Raw genomic sequence first — 16,343 nt, forward strand, 5'->3', positions numbered from 1 at the left:
CCCGCAGTTAACGCATGAAAAACGGCGCATTTGCGCCGTTTTTTTTATTTCCAGATCCGCATTGTGTCGTTATCAGGCTCTGCGGGCGGCGCAGGTCGCTTCGGCTGTGAAAGCGAATACCAGTCGAAATGACGAGTCAGGTACATGACGGCGAACAGCGCCAGCGCGAGAACCGCAGACCCCAACAGCAGTGCACTATCCTCCGAGCGCAGCAGGAACCACATCACCACGTCCAGCCCCAGCAAGGCCAGCACAAACAGTCCGCTGCGCTTCCAGCTTTTCAGCACGGCCTGCAGGTACATTCCGTTCATCGCCGCACCAACCAAACTTGCAACTACCCAGGCTGGCGTAAACCCGACATGTTCTGATAGCGCCAATAGCACCAGATAGAACAGCACCAGCGACAGCCCCACCAGCAGATACTGCATCGGATGCAGGCGCAGCCCGGTTAAGGTCTCGAAAACAAAGAAGGCCATAAACGTCAGCGCAATCAGCAAAATGGCGTACTTGATCGCCCGGTCAGTCAGTTGATACTGATCGGCGGGCGTGGCTACCGTAACGCTGAAGGCGGGGATCGACTCCCATGACGGCGACTCACTTCCGTTGAACCAGCTCTCAAGATTGTTCGCAAACCAGCTGCTCTGCCAGTTCGCCTGAAAACCGGCGTCACCAATTTTATGCTTCACCGGCAGATAATTACCCATAAAGCCAGGATGCGGCCAGTTGCTGTTCAGCGCCATTTCACTGCTACGTCCTACAGGTACCACGGCAAAACTTCCTGTCCCCGTCAGATTCAGCGAAATATCCATAGCAAACGTTTTTAATTCCAGCGCTTTGTCAGTCAGCGGGATATGGATACCGGAAAGCGCGCCATACACGCCTGTACCCGGCTCCACACTTAGCGTCTCGCCGTTGATACTGGAGACTTTCACCGTGCCAATGCCTCGAGCATCGCCCACGCCAACAACGATAAACGGCTGCCCCAGGGTCATCGACTCCCCTTTCAGCTGCGTCATTTTTTCCGTGTTGAATCGGGCTTTTATGTTGAGGTCGGTATTCCAGATCTGTCCGTCATAGATGCCGATATTTCGCGACTCAACGCGCTGGTTACCCTCAACGCGCAGAGACTCCGGCAGGATAAAATGCATATAGCTTTTCTTGTACTCGACTTTTTTCTCATCCTCTAACTTGTAAAAAACCTCGGTTACCGGGATCGCAATCAGCGGGCCGACCAATTTTTGCGGCCCGCTGGTGCTCTGGCGAAGCGTATTTTCGACATCGTTGCGGTAGCTTTCACGCTCTGAAATGAGGTTACTCACCATAAACAGTGGGACTAACAACAGCAGGATGCACCCCAGCAGGGTGCTTACTTTCCAGAACAGGGGGGATTTCATCATTACGTCTCCTTTGTGATGTGGAGAGCGTAACCAGGCTGTGTGGGGCCAGTTTGAAGTTATGTGAAGGGACGGTGAAGTGTCAGCGTGGCTATCACGCCACCTTCATCACGATTACGCAATGTAATCTCTCCGTGGTGCAGACGCGCCACCTCCTGAACAAACGCCAGCCCGAGTCCGCTACTTTTCAACCCGTTCTCGCGCGGCAGGGAATAAAAGCGCTCAAAAATACGCTCCAGCGCATAATCCGGGATCCCGCTTCCGCTGTCGGTGACGCTCAGCCGTATCTGTCTCTGCTCTTCCCGGGCCGCCAGTTCAATGACACCGCCCTGTGGGGTAAAATCGATAGCATTATCCAGTAAATTACCGAGCGCCTGTTCGAGCAGGTCGGGATCGCCTTCAACAAGAAGCGAAGCGGGCTGGAGGGTCAGCGCAATCTCTTTTGCCGCCAATAGCGCCGAACGCGCGTCGGCAAGCCGTGTAAACAGCAGGTCGACGCGGACGGCCTGGGGCGTAATCTCGACCCGATTTTCAAGCCGCGCCTGAGTCAGCAGTTTTTCAACCAGCGACTGCATACGCGCGTTTTGCACCAGAATATTATCGATAAACCGCGCGGCCACCTGCGGCGGCGGCTGCTCGGTGAGAATTTCTGCCGCGCCGCGTATGGCGGCTATTGGGCTTTTCAGCTCGTGGGTCAGCGCATGGACATAATGTTCAATGTAATTTTTCCCTTCAAGGCGAATACGCATATTTTCCAGCGCCAAAGCCAGCTTGTGCAGTTCGCTACTGCCTGGATTAGGCAGCGGGAGAGGCGTATCAGTGGTCACCGAGTCGGCATAGCGCGATAACGTACTGATGGAACGATTGATCCACCAGGCGACGAGAACACCGATCAGTAAAGCAATGCCAAGCAGCGCCCCGCCAGCCCACAGAATCCGCCTCTCGCTGCGGTGAATCACCGGTGCCATCGCGCTGTTCGGTTTCCCCACCGACAGCACGCCGATAATCTTGCCCTGCTCAACAACCGGTGCGGCAACATACATCACCGTGCTCTCCGGATCGTCGGGATGGCTCTGGGTACTGCGTGCGCCGTATTGGCCGCGAAGCGTCAGCCAGACATCGTTCCAGCGAGAGTAATCTTGCCCCACGGCCAGGCCGGCAGAATCAAACACGACGCGGCCCTGCGCATCGGTCATGTAGACGTGATACTCGTTGCGCACCTTATGAATGCCGCCGATATTGGCGCGGAAAGGACGCTGATGGAGCTGTAAAAAGGCCTGCGCCAGTCTGCCCTGCTGCGCATTGCCCGAAAGAAGATCCTCACGCCCAACTTCGGCGAGCAAGGTCGCGGTATCGATCAACGTGCCCTCGGTTGCCCTGCGCACGCCGGGCTTCACTTCCTGAACAAAGATCGACAGCACAAACCATGCGGCGATGGCGACGATCAGGAAGTACCCCAGCAGCAAACGCATTCCGATGCGCATTAATAAAGCCCCAGGCTATAGCCCATACCGCGATGGGTGCTGATGGGTGACAATTCCTCATTCACTGCCCGCAGCTTGGCGCGCAGGGTCTTGATGTGAGTGTCCACGGTACGATCGTAACTGTCGCCGTCTTCACCCCACACCTTGTCCATTAACTGTTGCCGAGAGAAAACCCTTCCCGGAGCCTGTAGTAACGTTTTAAGCAGCAAAAACTCATAGCGCGTGAGCGGTAATGCTTCACCGCACCAGCTAATTCGGGCGGCAGCTTCGTTCAACTCAAACTGTCCGATACGCACCGTCTCCGCTGGGGCGGCGGATTTTTGCATCCGCCGTAAAATGGTCCTTACCCGGGCGCACACCTCACGCGGGGAGAAAGGCTTGGCGACGTAGTCGTCTGCGCCCATTTCCAGGCCGAGGAGTTTATCCACTTCGTCACTGCGTGCCGTCAGAAACAGCACGGGCAGTGACGGATGCTGCGCCAGAAGCTGGCGGCAGAGCTCAAAGCCGCTGATGTCCGGCAGCCCGACGTCAAGAATGGCGAGCGCCGGAGCCTGCTGGCGCGCCGCCTCCAGCACCGGTAAACCGCGCTCAAACGCTTTTACTGCAAATCCTTCCTGCTGAAGCATGTAGATAAGCGTATCGGCGATACTGGTTTCGTCTTCAACCAGCCAGACTACAGGTTGTTGCATGGTTCATCCCTGAATTAATGCCACGGCATAATCGGCACCGCACTAATGGCGTTTTTCGGGGACCCTTCCACCACTTTATCGGAATACGCCAGGTAGGCCAGGGTATTGCGTTTTGCATCATAGAAACGCACCACCTGCAGCTTTTTAAACACCAGCGAGGTCCGTTTCTGGAACACCACATCGCCCTGCGCTTTGCCGTTTTTGATTTTATCGCTCAGCTCAACCGGTCCCACCTGCTGACAGGAGATCGCCGCATCGGAAGTGTCTTCCGCCAGCCCCAGGCCGCCTTTAATACCGCCCGTCTTCGCGCGGCTGACGTAGCAGGTGACGTTTTTCACGTCCGGATCGTCAAACGCCTCCACCACAATTTTGTGGTCCGGACCGAACATTTTGAACACGGTATCGACAGAACCAATCTGTTCCGCCTGCGCCGCACGGCCCGCTACCAGTAACAGGGCAGTAAGAAGCAAAGTCTTGTATTTCATATTGTTACCATTCTTTAAAATTGCATTGAGCGATTATTCAACACGTTAGTCAAAAATGTAGCAAGATCACAGGATTAGAATATATTCACCCAAAATGAGAGAGAAAAGGCATTAATGCGCAAAAAAAACACTGAATGCTAAAACATCAAAAAATGCTATTATCCGCTAACCTGTTATCAGGCACCTGCTGTTTTAAGGATGAGGATAGTATATGGATCAGGCTGGAATTATTCGCGACCTGCTCACCTGGCTGGAAGGTCATCTCGACCAGCCTTTGTCACTGGATAATGTGGCGGCTAAAGCGGGCTATTCCAAGTGGCATCTGCAAAGGATGTTCAAGGATGTCACCGGTCATGCTATCGGTGCCTATATTCGCGCACGTCGTTTATCGAAATCTGCGGTGGCTTTGCGCCTGACCGCGCGGCCAATTCTGGATATTGCCCTGCAGTACCGTTTTGATTCGCAGCAGACCTTCACCCGTGCCTTTAAAAAACAGTTCTCGTTGACGCCAGCGCTCTATCGCCGCTCGCCTGACTGGAGCTCGTTTGGCATGCGTCCGCCGCTGCGTCTGGGCGAGTTCGCGATGCCGAAATACGAAATGGTCACTCTGCCGGAAACCCATCTGATCGGTACAACCCAGAGCTACTCGTGCTCTCTGGAGCAGATTTCTGAGTTCCGCCATCAGATGCGCGTCCAGTTCTGGCGCGATTTCCTGAGCCATGCGCCGGCCATTCCGCCGATCCTGTATGGCCTCAACGAAACGCACCCAAGCCAGGAAAAAGACGACGAGCAGGAGGTTTTTTACACCACCGCGCTGACGCCGGAGCTGGCGAATGGCTACATTCAGGGTTCGAAGCCGGTCGTGCTGGAAGGCGGCGAGTACGTGATGTTCTCGTATGAAGGACTGGGTACGGGCGTCCAGGAGTTTATCCTGACCGTTTACGGGACGTGCATGCCAATGCTGAATCTGAATCGCCGTAAAGGTCAGGATATCGAGCGCTACTACCCGGCGCAGGATGCCAAACCGGAAGAAGGCCCAATCAATCTGCGTATGGAATTCTTGATTCCTGTCCGTCGTTAACGCTGCAGTTCATCAAGCGCAGGGGCATCGAGATGCGAAATGTCCCCTGCCATCTCCACGACCCAGCCCGACGCCAGCCACGCGCTTTCCTGATAATCAATCCGGGAAATGGAGCAGTTACGCAGGCGTAACCGACGCTCAGCGTAAGCCGGTAACCCCAGAATGGTGCTCACCAGGCAGCCGAGCGCGATACCGTGACTCACCAGCAGCGGACGGCTGCCTGCCGGAAGCTTGAGGCATTCCGCCAGCGCGGCATGCATACGCACGCTCAGCTCCTGCATGGATTCCCCTTCAGGAATACGACCATCTTCGGTACCGTTCACCAGCGTGCGGCGCCAGCCCTCTTCCGTTTCCGTCAGCGTATCAATATGGCGCTTTTCCAGCACGCCCATATCCAGCTCGCGCAGGCGCGGCTCAAGCATCACATCGCAGCCGCAGGCGTCGGCAATGATGCGCGCCGTCTGCTGCGTGCGACCTAAATCGCTGGTAATAACGTGGGTAATGCCCAGCGTTCTGGCGCGTTCCGCCACCTGCCACGCTTGCTGCACACCCTTCTCGGTGAGAGGACTGTCTGACTGGCCTTGAATACGTCGCTCGGCGTTCCACTGCGTTTCACCGTGGCGAACAAGGTATACCTGTAACATGCTTTTTTTCCGTTATACTGCGATGAGTTTTTTTTGAATCGAGCTTAATTATGCACCATGTTGTCTCTGCTACCACCAATCCTGCCAAAATTCAGGCAATTCTAAAGGCTTTTGAAGAGATTTTCGGCGAAGGATCCTGCCATATTGAGGCCATCGGCGTCGAGAGTGGCGTACCTGAACAGCCGTTTGGCAGCGAGGAAACGCGCGCTGGCGCACGAAATCGCGTGGCAAATGCAAAAGCCGCGGCCCCGAAGGCTGACTTCTGGGTCGCCATTGAAGCAGGCATCGACGAAGGCGCAACCTTTAGCTGGGTAGTGATTGAAAGCCGTGAGCAGCGCGGCGAAGCGCGCTCAGCCACCCTGCCGCTGCCGGAGATCATTCTGGAAAAAGTCCGTGCAGGTGAAGCGCTCGGGCCGGTGATGTCACAGTACACCGGCATTGATGAGATTGGGCGTAAAGAAGGGGCGATTGGCGTCTTTACGGCGGGTAAGCTCACGCGTTCAGGGGTTTACCATCAGGCGGTGATCCTGGCGCTGAGCCCGTTTCATAACGCCATTTATCGTTGATCGCTCAATAAGACCGACTCGAGCCACTGGCGCAGCTCAACCGGCGCAGACTTCAGGCTGTTCGATCCACGGGTGATCGTCGCGATGCCCGCGCCCAGCTCGTTTTTCAGCTCGCGCTGGCTCATCTCACCGCGCAATAGCTCTTCAATAATCCGCACGCGCGTGCCCAGCGCCTCACGCTCGTCCGGCGTAAGCATCAGCTGCATGAGGGGTAGGTGCAAATCCTGCTCGTAAGACTGGCGAAGCAGCTCCACAAAACGAAGCCACTCCTGGTGACGCTGTTCGGCCATTGCCGAGGAATACGGGGAATGCTGGGTCATGTTATGCTGCCTCTTGTACTCTTTAGCGAGTACAGCATAACACAACCCATGCCGATCAGTAACGTCTCTGCCACTCGGCATCGCTCATCAGGGTATCTTTCTGCCCCATGAAGTAGCGATAGTAGGCGTCATAAGCCAGCACGTTCTTCACGTAGCCGCGCGTTTCCGAGAACGGAATGCTCTCCACGAACGCCACTGCGTCAATGCGTCCTGCACTGTTGCCAAGCCAGGTGCGCACGCGCCCCGGACCGGCGTTATACGCCGCCGACGCGAAGATGCGGTTATTGCCAAACTGCTGATAGACATACTGCAAATAGCTGGTGCCGATGTTGATGTTGGTATCCGGATCGAGAAGCTGTGACGGGCTGCTGTAACCTGGAATGTTGAACATCTTCACCGTATGCGTCGCCGTCCCCGGCATAATTTGCATCAGCCCGCTGGCACCCACCGGTGAACGAACTTTCGGGTTCCAGGCGCTCTCCTGACGGGCAATCGCCATGGCGTAGCTTTGCGGGATATCTTTGCCGCTGGTGTAGCGGTCAAACAGATCTTTATACGCCAGCGGGAAACGCTCTTCGAGATGGTCCCACAGCTTGCCTGAAATCGTCGCCTGCACGCTCAGATCCCACCAGCGATTATCAAACGCATAGCGGGCAAGCTGCGCTTTTTCATCCGTGGTGCGGCTGGTCACCAGGTTGGCCCACTCGCTGCGCGCGGTGTTATCCATGTTCCAGTACATCAGCTCGCGCACGCGCGCCATCTCTGGCCCCTGCGTCAGAGCGGGGTTCGCGTTAGCGGGCGCTTTGTCGATCTTAAGCGTGTACTCCTCGCCCAGCCGTTGCGCCGCCGCCATCGGGTAGAACCCGCGCTGCTGCATCAGCGAGTGAAGAATCTCTTTGGCTTCGTCTTCACGACCGCGCTCCATCAGCAGATCGGCCTGCCAGTAGCGCCATTCGTCCTTCTCTTTGGCTTCCATCGGCAAACGCGCGAGCCAGGTGTTGAGGCCACGGCGGTCGCCGGTGCCCAGCGCCATGCGCACGCGGCGCTCGACAAGCGAGGTCGAGTTTGAGCGCATGATCGCATCGTCACGCCAACGCGCCTGTTCGTCGGTCACGTCCGTGCCCATCAGTCGCCAGGCCACGATGTCGCGCAGCTCCTGGGTTTGATCTTCATTCAGCTGCTGCGCCTGCACCAGCTGCGGGATCATCAGCCGCGCGTTTTCGACATCGTCACGCGCCACGCTGGCAAAAGCTACCGCCGCCATCTGGCGGGTAAAATCGGTCGAGCCCGTGCTGCGGGCAAAGGTCAGAACGCTGTTCGGATCGTTTGCCAGCGCGATAACCGCCGAGGAGATCGTCTGGTAATCGGACGGCATCTGCCCTGCCAGTGCGGTTACCAGACGCGTGTTGCCGGCTTTCATCGCCAGGCGGATGCGCTCAAGGTAGGCCAGCGGATCCTGCTTGCCGGAAGCGCGCCATGCGCCGAACAGGGAATCACAGGCGTTCGGCTGGCTTTTGCCGGTCAGCCACAGATCTTTCGCCCCGGCCCAGGCCTCTTCCTGCTGCCCGGTCGCCCATTTCGCATAGTAGTAATTACACTGCGCTTCGGTGGTATTCGGCTTGTCAGGGCTAAACGCCAGCAGGCCGCGCCAGTCTTCACGCCGCGCCAGCTCATTCACAAAACGAGACTGGAGATTTCGGGCAGGCGGCAGGGTCGGGTTCGCCTGAATGAAATTATTCACGGTGACGGTCGGCTGGTTCATCAGATCGTCGGTAATCTGGCGATACTCCAGATACGGATACAGCGGATAATCCTTGAGCGTCGGCATCAGCGCCTGCACGGTATCCATCTGCTTGTTGTCCCACGCCTGTTTAATCTGGGCGTAGCGGTTACGTTGTTCATCCAGTGAATCGGCATGCACCGCCTGGCTTACCGCCATTACGCATACGCTGGCAGCCAGCAGACGCCAGACCACCCGTTTGGCTTTTTCCACAAGCTCTTCCTCATTGTTTTTTCGTCAATTGCAGCGTCTTGCCACGTCAAAGTCACAACAACTTATGCTAACCAGGCATCCAGCAACGCGCCACGTCATGGACACTTTTTTACCTTTCTTGCGCGTTTTAACACTCCCGACGTTCCTGGCTGGGATTAGGGCGTGAAAAAGGCTACACTTCGAGGCTGAAATTCCTTCTCATTTACGATAAAAGAGGCGAAGTCCACGTGGCTCAATTCGTTTATACCATGCATCGTGTCGGCAAAGTTGTCCCGCCGAAACGTCATATTCTTAAAAATATCTCGCTGAGCTTCTTCCCGGGCGCAAAAATTGGTGTGCTGGGTCTCAACGGTGCCGGTAAGTCCACCCTGCTGCGCATCATGGCCGGCATCGATACAGACATCGAAGGTGAAGCCCGTCCGCAGCCAGGCATCAAGATCGGCTACCTGCCGCAGGAACCTAAGCTGAACCCGGAACACACCGTACGTGAATCCGTTGAAGAAGCGGTATCCGAAGTGGTTAACGCGCTGAAAGGTCTGGATGAAGTGTATGCCAAATACGCCGAGCCGGATGCGGACTTCGACAAACTGGCTGCTCAGCAGGGCAAATATGAAGAGATCATCCAGGCGCATGACGGTCACAACCTGAACGTGCAGCTGGAGCGCGCGGCGGATGCCCTGCGTCTGCCGGACTGGGATGCGAAAATCGCGAATCTCTCCGGTGGTGAACGCCGCCGCGTGGCGCTGTGCCGCCTGCTGCTGGAAAAACCAGACATGCTGCTGCTCGACGAACCGACCAACCACCTGGATGCGGAATCCGTGGCGTGGCTGGAGCGCTTCCTGCACGACTTCGAAGGCACCGTGGTGGCAATTACCCACGACCGTTACTTCCTCGACAACGTCGCCGGCTGGATCCTGGAGCTGGACCGCGGTGAAGGTATTCCGTGGGAAGGCAACTACTCTTCCTGGCTGGAGCAGAAAGATCAGCGTCTGGCGCAGGAAGCGTCTCAGGAAGCGGCCCGTCGTAAGTCTATCGAGAAAGAGCTGGAGTGGGTGCGTCAGGGCGCGAAAGGCCGTCAGTCTAAGGGCAAAGCCCGTCTGGCACGCTTTGAAGAGCTGAACAACACCGAATACCAGAAACGTAACGAAACCAACGAACTGTTTATTCCACCTGGAGCACGTCTGGGGGATAAAGTGGTTGAAGTGACCAACCTGCGTAAGTCCTACGGTGACCGCGTGCTGATCGACGATCTGACCTTCTCCGTACCGAAAGGCGCTATCGTTGGCATCATCGGTCCGAACGGCGCGGGTAAATCGACCCTGTTCCGTATGATGTCCGGTCAGGAACAGCCAGACAGCGGCTCAATCACCCTGGGTGAAACCGTGAAGCTGGCCTCCGTAGACCAGTTCCGTGACGCGATGGATAACAGCAAAACCGTGTGGGAAGAAGTCTCCGGCGGTCTGGATATCATGCGTATCGGCAACACCGAGATGCCAAGCCGCGCCTACGTTGGCCGCTTTAACTTTAAGGGCACCGACCAGGGCAAACGCGTGGGCGAGCTGTCCGGCGGCGAGCGTGGTCGTCTGCACCTGGCGAAGCTGCTGCAGGTGGGCGGTAACGTTCTGTTGCTCGATGAACCGACCAACGACCTGGATATCGAAACCCTGCGCGCACTGGAAAACGCCCTGCTGGAATTCCCGGGCTGCGCCATGGTTATCTCGCACGACCGCTGGTTCCTGGACCGTATCGCGACCCACATCCTGGACTACCAGGACGAAGGTAAAGTGGAGTTCTTCGAAGGTAACTTCACCGAATACGAAGAGTACAAAAAACGCACGCTGGGCGCAGACGCGCTGGAGCCGAAGCGTATTAAGTACAAGCGTATTGCGAAATAAAAGCAAAACGGCAACCTCGGTTGCCGTTTTTTATTCAGGGTGAGGGCATCAGGCCGCACAACATCACCCACCCACGTAATACCGCTTCACCTCATCAAACTGCATCGCAAACTCGATATAGCTCATCAGCGCGGGCGAATTCAGCTTCCGGCTCGGATAGGCCAGCCAGAGATCGTTACCTTCAACGCGCCATTCCGGCAGCACCTGAACCAACGCCCCCTTTTCGATCTTATCTTCCAGCAGAAATGCGGGTAGCAGCGTGATCCCCGCCCCGGCAATCGCGCATTCGCGGGCGTACACCAGATTATCGGTCATGTGGCCGTTGTCCGGCAGGTAGCGGTAATCCTCACCCTCGCTTCGCAGCAGCCACTCCGACCACGCCCGGTGCGTAATACAGCGGTGCTCCACCAGCTGTCGGGGATGGATTAACGGCTCCCGGCGTGCCAGATAATCCGGCGAGGCCAGCATGTAGCGCGGGCAGTGCCCGATCATTCTGCCTATCAGAGAGGAGTCCTGCGGCTTGCCGGTGCGCAGCGCCACGTCAAAACCGGACTCGACCAGGTCCACCACGTCGTCAGAGATCGATACATCGAGCGACACGTCAGGATAGCGAAGCTGAAACTCGGCATTCATATGCGCCAGCAGGGTCGCGCCAATCCCCGCCGGGCAGGTAATACGCAGCCGGCCGCTGGGGTTTTCACGCAGGCGCTGAATGGCATACTCCGCCCGCTCGCTGGCCGCCAGCATCTCCCGACAGTGCACCAGATAGTGCTCGCCCGCGAACGTCAGGCTGATCCTGCGTGTGGTGCGGTTAAGCAGACGGATCCCCACCTGCTGCTCCAGCTGGCTGATCCGCTGGCTGACGCTGGATTTCGGCAGTTCGGCTTTCTGCGCCGCCGCGGTGAAACTGCCCATCTCCGCCACCAGCGCAAACAACGCCATATCCTGCAGCTGTTTAAACATGATTGTTCACCCTGTACGAACGCTGAGTTCATGATTGTCCATCTTATCATGCGACTGGCCACTTAATAGACTAGCCTCAACAAAACGCATTCCATTGAGGAGCACACCATGTCAGTGAAAGCCATTGCCGTTAACCCAGAAAATCCGTCCACCTTCATTGAAATTACACCGCCAATGCCGACGCCTGGCGAACACGATCTGCTGGTAGAGGTGAAAGCCGTATCGATTAACCCGGTTGATACCAAAGTGCATGCAGGCATCGCCAAAAATGGGCTGAACGAGCCGCGAATTCTGGGGTGGGATGCCAGCGGGGTCGTCAAAGCCGCTGGAGCTGGCGTCACCGGCTTCAAACCAGGTGATGAGGTGTGGTACGCGGGCGACATCACCCGCCCGGGCAGCAATACCACTCATCAGCTGATAGATGCGCGCATTGTCGGCCACAAGCCTGCCAGCCTCGGCTGGGCGGCAGCCGCTGCGCTACCTTTAACTGCGCTCACCGCGTGGGAAGGTCTGTTTGAACGGCTGAACATTCAGGATGCCGAAGCGGACAAAACCCTGCTGATCATCGGCGGCGCGGGCGGCGTGGGATCGCTGGCGATCCCGTTTGCGAAGCACAACAGCAAGGTGAAGATTATCGCAACCGCTTCACGAGAAGATTCCGCCCGGTGGTGCCGCGATCGCGGTGCTGACATAGTGGTCAACTACCGCGATCTAAAAGGCGAGCTGGCGAAGCAGGGGCTTACCTTCGTGGATTATATTTTCATCCTCAACGACACCGACGGTCATTGGGATGCGGTCAGCGAACTGATTGCGCCGCAGGGGCATATTTGTTCCATCGTTGAGAATGAACATCCACTGAACCAGGACAAGCTGAAGTCCAAATCCGCCGCCCTGCACTGGGAGTTTATGTACACCCGCAGCATGTACCAGACGGCTGATATGGCGCGTCAGGGTGAGATCTTAAATGAGGTGGCGAAGCTGGTGGATAACGGCGTGGTGGAAAGCTCGCTCAGCGAAACGCTGCACGGGCTGAGCGTGGAAAGCATTACCGAAGCGCACCGTAAGGTGCTGGAGGGGCATATGCGCGGGAAGGTGGTGGTTGAGTTCTGAGGTATTCCCCCCTCACCCCAAAAGGGCGAGGGGGAAGTTATTACCCCTGCTCCCCCATCATCTCCTTCACCAGCTCGACGCAGCGCAGGAAGCGGGTGTCATAATCCGACTCTTCCACATGCACAAACTCAACGTTGTTCTCGTTAAGCATCTCCACCAGCATGGTCTGGAACTCGCGCCTGTCCACCGAGCTGCCCAGGCTGCGCATGCCGTCGGCCACCCACGGGGTGTTGTTTTCCAGCAGGATCACCAGGTCAAAGCGGTATTCGTCAATCAGCGCCTGCACGAACGGGTGCTCGCGCCCCTCGTATTTTTTACAGAACGCCTGCGTGGTGACGAAATCGGTATCAATAAACGCCACTTTGTTAGCGTATTTCACCGCGAAATCAATGTACTGGGCGTGCCCGAGCGCGATTTTATCGTAGTCGGAATACTGCAACGCCATCTCGTCGCCGCCGAGGTGAGAGAAGACGTAATCGCGTCCATACTCCCACGCGCTGGTGGTGTTGAAGATGTTCGCCAGCTTGTTGACCAGCGTTGATTTACCGCTCGACTCGCCGCCCAGAATAGCCACCGTACGCACGAAGAACGGCTTCACTTCGGTCGGAATATAATCCCAGTAGCGGAACGGGTTTTCGCGGATCTGCGCCCCGCTGATGTTCATAAAGGTGCGTTTCGGGTCGATCAGCACCGTCTCGATGCCCAGATGCTCGCGGAACTGCGGCGCGTCGGACTCTTCAGAGGTGTAGATCCAGTTAGGCGCAATGCCCTTCTCTTCCATAAACGCTTTGATGCCGTTGCTCCACACGTCCCAGCCGTGCGGATACGGCTCCATGCCCTCTTCATTAAAGGCATGAATGCGAATGTTTTTCTGGTACTTAAAGGTCTGAAGCAGCCAGCGCAGGCGGTCCGGTACGGTGGGCTGCTGCGACATGGCGCTGTCTTCAAAGAGCTGGCGATCGCGCGTTTCGTCGTAGCCCATGATGATGTGCAGCTCGTCCACCTGGCTACAGGCGCGCTGGATCAGATAGATATGCCCGGTATGCAGCGGATAAAACTTGCCGAACACCACGCCGATGTTCTTTTGCATTCGCGGGAACTCCAGCCCCAGAAAGCGGTGCAGCGCTTCAAGCTTCTGCGCGCTGGGGCTTTTGATTTTGGCGTTCAGCAACTGGCTCAGGTAGCCTTTGGTCATGCCGCTGGCGTCCGCCACCTGCTGCAGCGTGCAGCCCTTCTGGCGGATCGCGGTCTTGATGTAGTCAAATGATGACATAAATTACGGTGCCTCCTGCAAAATCGAATACGTAATTATAAGTCGTCAAAGACATTTAACGCATCTGCGAGTTTCTTAACGCCAAAGACCTGCATCCCTTCCGGGATTTTTTTCGGCACGTTGGCGGCGGGAACGATCGCCCGACGGAAGCCGTGTTTTGCCGCCTCGGAGATACGCTCCTGGCCGCTGGGCACCGGACGGATTTCCCCGGCCAGACCCACTTCACCGAAGACGACCAGATCCTGCGGCAGCGGTCTGTCGCGCAGGCTGGAGACCATCGCCAGCAGCAACGCCAGGTCTGCGCTGGTCTCAGTGACTTTCACCCCGCCAACCACGTTGACGAACACATCCTGATCCGCCATCTGCAGGCCGCCGTGACGGTGCAGCACCGCCAGCAGGATCGCCAGGCGGTTCTGCTCCAGACCGACCGCCACGCGCCGCGGGTTACCCATCATCGAGTGATCCACCAGCGCCTGAATTTCAACCAACAGCGGGCGCGTCCCTTCCCACAGCACCATTACCGAACTGCCGGAGGTGATCTCATCGCCGCGGCTCAGGAAGATGGCCGACGGGTTGCTGACCTCGCGCAGCCCCTGCTCGGTCATGGCAAACACACCCAGTTCGTTCACCGCGCCGAAGCGGTTCTTGTGGCTGCGCAGGGTGCGGAAGCGGGAATCCGCGTCGCCGTCGAGCATCACCGAGCAGTCGATACAGTGTTCGAGCACCTTCGGACCCGCCAGAGAGCCATCTTTGGTCACATGGCCGACCATCACAATCGCCACGCCGCGCGTTTTGGCAAAGCGCGTCAGGTAAGCGGCGGTCTCACGCACCTGCGCCACGCTGCCCGGCGAGGACTGAATGTCCGCCATGTGCATTACCTGGATGGAGTCGATCACCATCAGCTTCGGCTGCTCTTCTTCGGCGATCATGCAGATCTGCTCGATGCTGGTTTCCGACAGCATGTTCAGGTTACCGGTCGGCAGGCCGAGACGGTGAGCGCGCATCGCCACCTGCTGGAGGGATTCTTCACCCGTCACGTACAGGGTTTTCATCTGTTCGGCGAGCTTGCAGAGCGTTTGCAGCAGCAGGGTCGATTTCCCCGCCCCCGGGTTACCGCCGATCAGAATCGCGCTGCCCGGCACCACGCCGCCGCCGAGCACGCGGTCAAACTCTTTGAAGCCGGTGGAAAAGCGCGGCAGCGCTTCCAGGCTGATATCAGAAAGCTTTTGCACCTTCGACACGCCTGCATTGCCCGCATAGCCGCTCAGGCGCTCATTGCGGGCCACGCTCGGCGAAGCCGCCACACCACGCACTTCGGTGATGGTGTTCCAGGCATGACAGGCGCTGCATTGCCCCTGCCAGCGCGGATAATCCGCACCACATTCATTACAGACAAATGCGCGTTTTGGAGCTTTCGCCACGGTTTACCTCGTTATTTCTGATTAAGGCTGCCGGAGAGAATGCAGAACACCCCCATCAGGTCAGCGTGACGGATAGTGACTTCCGTCTTTTCATTCACTTTTGGTTTGGCATGGTAGGCAATGCCAAGGCCAGCCACTTTGATCATTGGCAGATCGTTCGCGCCGTCGCCAATGCCGACGGTCTGCTCGACCGGAATCTCATACTTTTCCGCCAGGCGCGTCAGGGTATTGGCTTTGTACTGGGCATCCACGATATCGCCGATCACCTGGCCGGTCAGCTTGCCGTCCATGATTTCCAGCTCGTTAGCGACCACCGTGGTCAGATGCAGTTTCTCACGTAGATAATCCGCAAAGAAGGTAAAGCCACCGGAGGCGATCGCCACTTTCCAGCCGAGGGACTGGAGCTTCAGCACCAGCTGCGTCAGCCCCGGCATCAGCGGCAGCACATCGCGCACCTGGCGCAGGATGTTAGCATCGGCCCCTTTCAGGGTCGCCACGCGCTGGCGCAGGCTGGCGGTGAAGTCCAGCTCGCCGCGCATCGCACGCTCGGTGACTTCCGCCACCAGCTCGCCGCTGCCTGCCAGTTTAGCAATCTCGTCAATACATTCGATCTGAATAGCGGTGGAGTCCATGTCCATCACCAGCAGACCCGGCGTTTTCAGGTGCGGAATTTTGCCGAGAGGCGCAACGTCCAGCCCGGCGTCATGCGCCAGACGCGTGGCGCGCTGCGTCAGGGAACCCGCGAGGCGAATGACCTGGTAATCTTCCACGCACCAGGCGGCAACAATGACCATCGCCGCGCCCAGTTTGGTTTGATACTGGGTCAGGCGTTGCTTATCCAGGCCGCGTCCGTACAGCAGCCAGCCGCTACGGCCAGCGTGGTAATCCAGAGGCATCACCTCATCGCCACTTAACGAGAGCGGCAATCCTGGCCATAAAGAGACATCCGTTGGCAGGTCACACCAGGTAATGTTCGGCATTAAAGCTCCTGTAATTTTGTTCGCGCCGGAAGGTTCCAGAGGGAA

General features: G+C 57.4%; 15 protein-coding genes. 4 read left to right on the plus strand and 11 right to left on the minus strand.

The window, feature by feature from the left end; translation table 11 throughout:
• Positions 1 to 44: 44 nt before the first annotated feature.
• The 4 genes from creD to creA are packed head-to-tail and all read right to left on the minus strand — an operon-like array spanning position 45 to position 4,052.
• Complete coding sequence (creD, locus tag IM294_RS10060) at positions 45 to 1,397, minus strand: cell envelope integrity protein CreD (protein ID WP_041911278.1); 1,353 nt, start codon at positions 1,395 to 1,397, stop codon at positions 45 to 47.
• 56 nt (positions 1,398 to 1,453) lie between these two features.
• Positions 1,454 to 2,878, minus strand: a complete 1,425-nt coding sequence (creC, locus tag IM294_RS10065; protein WP_126817870.1) for a two-component system sensor histidine kinase CreC — start codon at positions 2,876 to 2,878, stop codon at positions 1,454 to 1,456.
• A complete protein-coding gene (gene creB, locus IM294_RS10070; protein ID WP_049137697.1) occupies positions 2,878 to 3,567 on the minus strand; it encodes a two-component system response regulator CreB in 690 nt (229 codons plus the stop codon). Before creB ends, creC begins: the two co-directional genes overlap by 1 nt.
• A 14-nt stretch (positions 3,568 to 3,581) precedes the next feature.
• On the minus strand, positions 3,582 to 4,052 hold the full coding sequence (gene creA, locus IM294_RS10075; RefSeq protein ID WP_014882476.1) for a protein CreA: 471 nt from the start codon (positions 4,050 to 4,052) through the stop codon (positions 3,582 to 3,584).
• A gap of 211 nt (positions 4,053 to 4,263) precedes the next feature.
• Between creA and robA the strand changes: the two genes are divergently transcribed.
• Positions 4,264 to 5,133, plus strand: a complete 870-nt coding sequence (robA, locus tag IM294_RS10080) for an MDR efflux pump AcrAB transcriptional activator RobA (protein WP_028015450.1) — start codon at positions 4,264 to 4,266, stop codon at positions 5,131 to 5,133.
• On the opposite strand, the gene gpmB is transcribed toward robA, so the two are convergent.
• Positions 5,130 to 5,777, minus strand: coding sequence for a 2,3-diphosphoglycerate-dependent phosphoglycerate mutase GpmB (gene gpmB, locus IM294_RS10085; RefSeq protein ID WP_008502057.1), 648 nt, complete (start codon positions 5,775 to 5,777; stop codon positions 5,130 to 5,132). The genes robA and gpmB overlap by 4 nt on opposite strands.
• A gap of 50 nt (positions 5,778 to 5,827) precedes the next feature.
• Here gpmB and yjjX point away from each other — a divergent pair, with 50 nt between their 5' ends.
• The gene (gene yjjX, locus IM294_RS10090) at positions 5,828 to 6,343 is read left to right on the plus strand and encodes an inosine/xanthosine triphosphatase (protein ID WP_041911281.1); all 516 of its coding nucleotides are present in this window, start codon (positions 5,828 to 5,830) and stop codon (positions 6,341 to 6,343) included.
• Here yjjX and trpR read toward each other — a convergent pair.
• Together trpR and sltY are read right to left on the minus strand one after the other, a co-directional pair.
• Complete coding sequence (gene trpR / locus IM294_RS10095; protein WP_024907404.1) at positions 6,334 to 6,663, minus strand: trp operon repressor; 330 nt, start codon at positions 6,661 to 6,663, stop codon at positions 6,334 to 6,336. The genes yjjX and trpR overlap by 10 nt on opposite strands.
• A gap of 55 nt (positions 6,664 to 6,718) precedes the next feature.
• On the minus strand, positions 6,719 to 8,656 hold the full coding sequence (gene sltY, locus IM294_RS10100; RefSeq protein WP_048960647.1) for a murein transglycosylase: 1,938 nt from the start codon (positions 8,654 to 8,656) through the stop codon (positions 6,719 to 6,721).
• A gap of 227 nt (positions 8,657 to 8,883) precedes the next feature.
• On the opposite strand from sltY, the gene ettA reads away from it, so the two are divergent.
• On the plus strand, positions 8,884 to 10,551 hold the full coding sequence (gene ettA / locus IM294_RS10105) for an energy-dependent translational throttle protein EttA (RefSeq protein WP_126817872.1): 1,668 nt from the start codon (positions 8,884 to 8,886) through the stop codon (positions 10,549 to 10,551).
• Between the two features lie 63 nt (positions 10,552 to 10,614).
• Here the strand turns inward: ettA and IM294_RS10110 are convergent, their stop codons facing one another.
• Positions 10,615 to 11,514, minus strand: a complete 900-nt coding sequence (locus IM294_RS10110; protein ID WP_047367295.1) for a LysR family transcriptional regulator — start codon at positions 11,512 to 11,514, stop codon at positions 10,615 to 10,617.
• Between the two features lie 108 nt (positions 11,515 to 11,622).
• On the opposite strand from IM294_RS10110, the gene IM294_RS10115 reads away from it, so the two are divergent.
• Positions 11,623 to 12,624 (plus strand): zinc-binding alcohol dehydrogenase family protein, encoded by a 1,002-nt coding sequence (locus IM294_RS10115; protein ID WP_126817874.1) that lies wholly within the window; start codon positions 11,623 to 11,625, stop codon positions 12,622 to 12,624.
• Positions 12,625 to 12,664: 40 nt separating this feature from the next.
• On the opposite strand, the gene nadR is transcribed toward IM294_RS10115, so the two are convergent.
• From nadR to serB, 3 genes are read right to left on the minus strand one after another with little or no spacing between them, the layout of a single operon-like run.
• Positions 12,665 to 13,897, minus strand: coding sequence for a multifunctional transcriptional regulator/nicotinamide-nucleotide adenylyltransferase/ribosylnicotinamide kinase NadR (gene nadR / locus IM294_RS10120; RefSeq protein ID WP_003856522.1), 1,233 nt, complete (start codon positions 13,895 to 13,897; stop codon positions 12,665 to 12,667).
• Positions 13,898 to 13,932: 35 nt separating this feature from the next.
• Positions 13,933 to 15,318 carry a DNA repair protein RadA gene (gene radA / locus IM294_RS10125; RefSeq protein ID WP_003856523.1) on the minus strand — a complete coding sequence of 462 codons (1,386 nt, stop codon included), beginning with the start codon at positions 15,316 to 15,318 and terminating at the stop codon, positions 13,933 to 13,935.
• A gap of 11 nt (positions 15,319 to 15,329) precedes the next feature.
• On the minus strand, positions 15,330 to 16,298 hold the full coding sequence (serB, locus tag IM294_RS10130; RefSeq protein ID WP_028015444.1) for a phosphoserine phosphatase: 969 nt from the start codon (positions 16,296 to 16,298) through the stop codon (positions 15,330 to 15,332).
• Between the last annotated feature and the right edge of the window lie 45 nt (positions 16,299 to 16,343).

It is taken from the genome of Enterobacter cloacae complex sp. P43RS (genome assembly GCF_014930585.1).
In the GTDB taxonomy this organism is placed as follows: domain Bacteria; phylum Pseudomonadota; class Gammaproteobacteria; order Enterobacterales; family Enterobacteriaceae; genus Enterobacter; species Enterobacter bugandensis.

Bases quoted from the DNA above. Each gene is read 5' to 3' on its own strand.
- robA (WP_028015450.1), top strand. From the start codon at position 4,264: ATGGATCAGGCTGGAATTATTCGCGACCTGCTCACCTGGCTGGAAGGT.
- creA (WP_014882476.1), bottom strand. From the start codon at position 4,052: ATGAAATACAAGACTTTGCTTCTTACTGCCCTGTTACTGGTAGCGGGC.
- serB (WP_028015444.1), bottom strand. From the start codon at position 16,298: ATGCCGAACATTACCTGGTGTGACCTGCCAACGGATGTCTCTTTATGG.
- IM294_RS10115 (WP_126817874.1), top strand. From the start codon at position 11,623: ATGTCAGTGAAAGCCATTGCCGTTAACCCAGAAAATCCGTCCACCTTC.
- nadR (WP_003856522.1), bottom strand. From the start codon at position 13,897: ATGTCATCATTTGACTACATCAAGACCGCGATCCGCCAGAAGGGCTGC.
- yjjX (WP_041911281.1), top strand. From the start codon at position 5,828: ATGCACCATGTTGTCTCTGCTACCACCAATCCTGCCAAAATTCAGGCA.
- trpR (WP_024907404.1), bottom strand. From the start codon at position 6,663: ATGACCCAGCATTCCCCGTATTCCTCGGCAATGGCCGAACAGCGTCAC.
- creD (WP_041911278.1), bottom strand. From the start codon at position 1,397: ATGATGAAATCCCCCCTGTTCTGGAAAGTAAGCACCCTGCTGGGGTGC.
- creC (WP_126817870.1), bottom strand. From the start codon at position 2,878: ATGCGCATCGGAATGCGTTTGCTGCTGGGGTACTTCCTGATCGTCGCC.
- gpmB (WP_008502057.1), bottom strand. From the start codon at position 5,777: ATGTTACAGGTATACCTTGTTCGCCACGGTGAAACGCAGTGGAACGCC.
- creB (WP_049137697.1), bottom strand. From the start codon at position 3,567: ATGCAACAACCTGTAGTCTGGCTGGTTGAAGACGAAACCAGTATCGCC.
- IM294_RS10110 (WP_047367295.1), bottom strand. From the start codon at position 11,514: ATGTTTAAACAGCTGCAGGATATGGCGTTGTTTGCGCTGGTGGCGGAG.